The sequence below is a fragment of the Oceanobacillus sp. J11TS1 genome, from assembly GCF_018333215.1.
Classification (GTDB): Bacteria; Bacillota; Bacilli; order Bacillales; family Amphibacillaceae; genus Oceanobacillus.
Genome location: NZ_BORO01000011.1, coordinates 124928 through 131492 on the forward strand (window position 1 = coordinate 124928; position 6565 = coordinate 131492).

The 6565-nt window shown below is 38.1% G+C and carries 5 protein-coding genes and 1 CRISPR repeat array; of the genes, 2 read left to right on the forward strand and 3 right to left on the reverse strand.

Annotation, left to right across the window (positions count from 1 at the left end; translation table 11 throughout):
• Positions 1 to 286: 286 nt before the first annotated feature.
• A CRISPR array of direct repeats spans positions 287 to 1108; the repeat unit is 32 nt; unit sequence TTCGCATCCTATATGGGTGCGTGGATTGAAAT.
• Between the two features lie 265 nt (positions 1109 to 1373).
• Positions 1374 to 2825 (reverse strand): carbon starvation CstA family protein, encoded by a 1452-nt coding sequence (locus KI343_RS10795; RefSeq protein WP_212926427.1) that lies wholly within the window; start codon positions 2823 to 2825, stop codon positions 1374 to 1376.
• 395 nt (positions 2826 to 3220) lie between these two features.
• On the opposite strand from KI343_RS10795, the gene KI343_RS10800 reads away from it, so the two are divergent.
• A complete protein-coding gene (locus KI343_RS10800; protein ID WP_212926428.1) occupies positions 3221 to 3367 on the forward strand; it encodes a hypothetical protein in 147 nt (48 codons plus the stop codon).
• Between the two features lie 21 nt (positions 3368 to 3388).
• On the opposite strand, the gene hmpA is transcribed toward KI343_RS10800, so the two are convergent.
• Positions 3389 to 4609 (reverse strand): NO-inducible flavohemoprotein, encoded by a 1221-nt coding sequence (gene hmpA / locus KI343_RS10805; RefSeq protein WP_212926429.1) that lies wholly within the window; start codon positions 4607 to 4609, stop codon positions 3389 to 3391.
• A gap of 155 nt (positions 4610 to 4764) precedes the next feature.
• Between hmpA and KI343_RS10810 the strand changes: the two genes are divergently transcribed.
• Complete coding sequence (locus KI343_RS10810; protein WP_212926430.1) at positions 4765 to 5205, forward strand: RrF2 family transcriptional regulator; 441 nt, start codon at positions 4765 to 4767, stop codon at positions 5203 to 5205.
• A 91-nt stretch (positions 5206 to 5296) separates the two neighbouring features.
• Here the strand turns inward: KI343_RS10810 and KI343_RS10815 are convergent, their stop codons facing one another.
• Complete coding sequence (locus KI343_RS10815; protein WP_212926431.1) at positions 5297 to 6172, reverse strand: alpha/beta fold hydrolase; 876 nt, start codon at positions 6170 to 6172, stop codon at positions 5297 to 5299.
• Positions 6173 to 6565 lie beyond the last annotated feature (393 nt).

Below are 6565 nucleotides of genomic sequence, written 5' to 3' on the forward strand. Positions count from 1 at the left end.
AGTCCTTCTCTCATAGATAGCGGATTCATTTATATCTGAATTTTGGGATCCTTTGATGTGCTTGTACGGTGTCTATGATAAAATAGTAGTTACTAGAGAAATAAAGATTCATTTCATTAGTGCTAACCTAAAGCGAACACAACTTACTAAGGAAGTTAGCACCTCTTTTATAGCAAGTGTTTGCAAGAATCGAAGTGAAGATATCAAGTGAAATTTTTACTTTGAGATTTGGTTAGCACTTTTTTGTTTTTGAAACTTTGTGGTACTAGGGCGCATTATCTGCGCTTTCGCATCCTATATGGGTGCGTGGATTGAAATTTTATCTGCGGAGCGATAACAGGGTCAGATTGACCTTCGCATCCTATATGGGTGCGTGGATTGAAATTAAAGGAGAACACAAGTACATGAAGGAAGATTTGTTCGCATCCTATATGGGTGCGTGGATTGAAATATTACTCTTAGTTCGCCATCCATCCCCATATATTTCGCATCCTATATGGGTGCGTGGATTGAAATTGTTTGTCGGTCCATCAGGAAAATATGGAACTGATTCGCATCCTATATGGGTGCGTGGATTGAAATTGGGGCATTTGCTTTTTCTTCGATTTTTATTTTTTCGCATCCTATATGGGTGCGTGGATTGAAATAATCACCTAAAAGTTGTTGGCAGAAATAAGAATTTCGCATCCTATATGGGTGCGTGGATTGAAATAGCGAGGATTTATTGTCTGTGTAATCGGCATTGTTTCGCATCCTATATGGGTGCGTGGATTGAAATCACATAAGAACGATTAATAATAATACCCAAATTCTTCGCATCCTATATGGGTGCGTGGATTGAAATCAAAATTTAAAACTACCTACAGCATTTGCACCTGATTCGCATCCTATATGGGTGCGTGGATTGAAATCGATAGCCATCGAACATACTGACGAGAGCACACATTCGCATCCTATATGGGTGCGTGGATTGAAATTGCTTAGGCAGTGCTTCTGACATTGTTGCCGTATTTCGCATCCTATATGGGTGCGTGGATTGAAATCAGCAAGAAGCACACTCTTGCGCCAATATTAGCTTCGCATCCTATATGGGTGCGTGGATTAAAATTAGCTGGATCTATCAGTATCCTGTACTTGCTTAAATAAAAAAGAATTTTCAAACCTACATGAATTCTAAGGTAAACGAGATACAGATGGATTGGCAAATAAATGTAACAGGGGCATAATCCATTCTTGTTCAGAGCTTCCTTAAAATCAAAAAGGTCCATATATGGTCAAAAGGATATCGAGATCTAAAAATGTAGGTATTAAAATACCTACTGTTAAGGATGCTTTATAACAGTAGGCTTTTATATTAATCATACCATTCTTTTTTAAGAAGCCTTCTTCCAATCAGAAACATCTACCTCAAGTGGAATATTGTTTGCTCGTGCTTTCTTAGCAGCTTTAAAGAATACTACCAAAAGTACAGCTGTACCAGCAAATCCAACTCCCCATGATATATTCATCGGTAAATTAAAGCCAATCGGCTGTGACATAATATATACAATAACCATTACTAGCATAAACGTTCCGGGAATCAAGGCCACAAAATAATTTTTTCTAGCAATATAGAGATACATTGATCCAACAAAGAGAGCAATTACTGCTGTCGATTGGTTTGCCCAGTTAAAGTAGCGCCACAATAAATTAAAATCAATTTGCGTTAGCACAGCAGAAACAGTAAATAGTGGCAAGGCAATCCATAGCCGACTTGATATTTTTTTCTGGGCAACCTTTAGATAATCGGCAATAATCATACGCGCACTGCGGAAGGCTGTATCGCCGGAAGTGATTGGAAGCACAATAACGCCAATTACTCCAAGCGTTCCTCCAATTGCGCCTAGAAGTGTTGTAGATGCTTCGCTTACAATAGCTCCAGGTCCGCCGGCAGCTAAAATTTCATTTAATCCATTATAGCCATTGAACATACTCATCGCAGCAGCAGCCCAAATCATTGCGATTATTCCTTCTGCAATCATCATGCCATAGAATATTTTGCGTCCTTCCTTCTCTCTTCTAGTTGTGCGTGAAATAATCGGTGTTTGTGTTGCATGGAAACCTGATAAAGCACCGCAAGAGATAGTAAAGAATAATAATGGAAAAATCGCTGTACCTTCTGGATGAAAGTTTTGCAAGGAGAGCTCTGGAATCGGAGCTCCTGTTACTACTAAGCCAACCCCAACACCGAATGCACTAATTAGTAGTAAAGCTCCAAAATAAGGATATAATCTGCCAATAATTTTATCGACTGGAAGCAATGTAGCTAAAATATAATAGGCAAAAATAAATGCAATAAATATCCATAGTGCGACACGCCCATCAGCTAATAAATGAAGAAGACTCGCCGGGGTGGAAACAAACACTGTACCAACTAATAATAATAACAGCACTGCAAATCCATTGACGACATGCTTCATGACCTTCCCTAAAAACTTACTCGCTAGTTCGGGCAAATGTGCTCCCCTGTTGCGGATTGAAATCATTCCTGTTAAATAATCATGAACCGCACCTGCAAAGATACAGCCGACCACAATCCAGATAAACGCAGCTGGTCCATAAAGCGCCCCCATAATTGGTCCAAATACAGGTCCTGTACCCGCAATATTTAATAACTGAATCAGTGAGTTTTTTGGTGTACTCATCGGAATATAGTCTACACCATCCCCATCGACATAAGCTGGCGTTGGCCTATTTTCCTTTACTCCAAAAAGCTTCTCAATAAATCTCCCATATGTAAAATAACCGACAATTAACAATACGATGCCTGCAAGAAATGTATACAATTTCTCTCTTCCTCCTTCATAACCTTATCCATGAATGCGTTTACAACAAGTATAGTGAGATTTTGTTGGCGATTCAACTGATCCTGATAAAACATTTTCCGAAAGAAGCGAAACCTTGTAAGAATGAAGGCTATCGTTACAATAATTCCAACTCGTTCTACTAGCGTAATCAATAATTCGAACACCTTAATGCTCCTTTCAGTTTGTTCAACAAGAAAGCGTTACCACTATTATAGCATTTTTCTAGATATTTTAAAATTGGCGTTTGATGGGTGAAAAATCTATCAGGATAGGCTATTTTCTTTTATTCTATTATGCAATCACATTATTATCTGAACATTACAAATACCAAATTAGAATAATATACTAAAATAAACCGAGGGGGGGAAACACGTATGGAAAAAGAATTCGTAGGCACATGCGCTTCTTGTAGAAAACAAATCTATTGTAACAACGGTTTTTTAGAAGGTATTATACAAGAAAATCACACATTAATCTGTTTTTCCTGCCAAGATAAAACCAAAGAGGCTGACCCTTTATAAAAGCCGGTCAGCCTCTTTCTTTTAATTCGCAATCTCGTCCATCGGTGCAAATAATTCAAAATGAATATCGCTTTCCGCCACATCCATTTTTCTTAAATGACTGTTCATAGCCCCCATAAATCCTTTGGGACCGCATAGATAAAAAGATGCGTCTGCAGTTGGAATAACGGTTTTTAACCAATCGTAGTCAATGCGTCCTTGTTTATCACATTTATCCAAATCAGATTCATCCGCATAAACTGTATAATATGTTACTTGTTTGTTAGCTTCTGCAATCGATGCTACATTGTCCTTCATCGCGTGAAATGCGCGAGATCTTGCAGCATGAATAAAGATAATTTCTCTATCAGGCTGTTCCTTAACAGCTGTTTCTAACATACTCATTAACGGTGTTAAACCGACTCCTCCACTAATTAATACTAAAGGTTTTTGTTCCGTATTAATTAATACAAAGTCCCCAGATGGTGCACTGATTGGGAGAATAGCACCTTCTTCCACCTGATTATGCAGATAATTAGATACAATACCTTCAGGGCTATGCTCATCTTCTCGCTTCACGCTGATTCGTAAAAAGTCCTGTCCGGGGGCTGTAGATAAGCTGTACTGACGCAAATGGTCATAAGGCTCTCCCTCAATTTGTGCTTTTAAAGTGATATATTGTCCTGGTTGATAAGATGGAAGTTTACCATTATCCGTTGGCTTCAGATAAAAAGAGGTAATGACTTCACTTTCTGGGATTTTCTTAACAATCGTAAAGTCACGAAATCCAACCCATCCTCCAGGTGTATTTTGTTTTTCTTCATACATTTCTTTTTCGATGTCGATAAATACATCTGCAATAACGCCGTATGCTTCTTCCCATGCATTGATAATTTCATCTGTAGCAGCGTCTCCAAGTACCTCTTTAATCGCAATTAATAAGTATTTTCCTACGATAGGATATTGTTCTGGTTTTATGTTTAAGCTTGTATGTTTATGTGCTATTTGTTTCACGTGCGGCAAAATATCCTCTAAGTGCTCAATATTTGCTGCCGCTGCGTAGACCGTATTAGCCAAAGCTTTCGGCTGTCCACCTTTTCGCTGATTGGTTTGATTAAAAACATTCTTTAATTCCGGTTCATTTTCTAGCATAATTTTATAAAAGTGTTTTGTAATAGCTTCTCCGTGCTCTTGCAATACAGGCACGGTTGATTTGATAATTTCGATTGTTTTCTGGTCTAACCCAACTGTTGTAGTCCCCATAAAAACACTCCTCTTAAGTGATATTATCTTTTTAATTTAAACATGTATTTTGAATACATTTTTTATCTTATTCCTGTTTAAAAGGAGATTCAATGTGTTCTAAGCATATTTATGTTACAATTATGTGAAATGCTTAACAGGTGGGGGAAGATAACATGAACTTAAAGAAATATACGGATTTCTCATTGCGTGTCTTGATATTCGCCGGGTTAAAATCGGGAGAAGAGCTTTCAACAATCAAAGAAGTATCTGACGTATATTCGATCTCTCCAGAGCATCTCAGAAAAGTTGTTCATGATTTAACGAAAAGAGGATTACTAACATCTGTAAGGGGAAGGAACGGTGGATTCCGCCTTGCTAAGCCTGCTTCTGACATAAATATTGGATTATTAATTCGCTCACTGGAGAGTGATTTTAATTTACTCGAATGCTTTGATAAAGGCACCAACCATTGTGTGATTTCTCCAGGCTGCTCCTTGAAGCATGTTGTGAACAAAGCATTATTTCAATTTTTTAAAGTGCTGGAGGAATATACTTTAGAGGATTTAATACAGAATGAGGAAGAACTTCGAGAGCTGATGGGGATGGAGAGTTAAAAACAAACAAGATGCTCTTGAATATTAATGAGGCTGCTTATCTAGTTGCTGCACAAGAACATCTCTATTGACCACATATTCGTTTTAGGAATTAGGAATGTGCTTTATCTTTATCTAAAATCTCCCTATCCTCTACTTTTGCAAACTGATGAACCATCTTGTTAAATTTCTTTTTCTCCTCGATGAACGGAAAATGGTTGCTATAACGATACGAATACAGTCTGGAATTAGTTAATTGATTCGCTATTTCCTCTGAAAAAACATACGGACATTGTGCATCATGAACACCACAGTATACAAAGACGGGGACGCTCACATCGGTTAATTCTTCCGTAATATCATATTCAGGTAATTCAGTGTATGAATAATAATCCAGCCGCTTACCGACCGTTTTCCCGCTGCTCGGTTTTTGAAAATATTTATCCCTTTTCTCCGGATAGTACAAGGACATATCTGACCATTCCTTATTAGCTTTACGTCGTTCATCTCTGTCTGTAGATGTTTTTAATATATTCAAAATCTCTAACAATCGTTTATTATAAGGTGATTCCTTGCAGTAAATGCTTCCCGGATGCATCATATATCGTTTGGACGAAGCTGCCCCGCCGACAATCACTTTTGCTAAAGAATCCGGAGCTAAAATTGCATACTTTAATCCAAGCATGCCGCCTGTTGAATGTCCGGCAAAAGCCCATGTATCATAGCCAAGCGCCTCTCTTATAGCTTCCAAATCATAAACTGACTCCGCCATACTTAATTGCTGCTCTTCTTGCGCTTTGCAAGAATTACCAGCTTCTCTGAGATTAACGAGAATAACAGAAAAATGATCGGTAAACGCCTCAGTAAAATAGTCACCTAGCTCATTAAAAGAACTATATAAATGCGTTGAGCATAAGGGTCTCCCTTCCCCTTTCCGAAAAATTTCGAAATCTCCGCGTGCTGTTTTTACTATTTCTTGTGTCCACATCCTAACGCCTCCCTTATCTGAATAATAACATACTTATCTTATGGAAAAGCGTAGAGAATATGAATTAACTAAAAATCGAAAAAGGCATTTATACTTTTTGATAGACTTTTCTGTACTTTAGCAGTGTGTCGGTTTTCTGAAGAGTTCTCTTTGTAGCAGCTCGCTGTCAGTTTAGAGCTAATTCCAGTGTGGTTGGAGCGCTTTTCTGCTTTTTGGAGCGGATTGGCTTTGGTTCGGAGCGCTTTTCCGTTATTTTGGAGCGGAGCAAGATGACGTACAATAGTCTGTGTAAGATGAATAAATAGGAAAGGTAAGGTTATCCTACCCTTTAGTTAATCACGACAAAAACTAAGAAGAGGAGACCTTACCCATGTCTACTAGTATAACTGATAA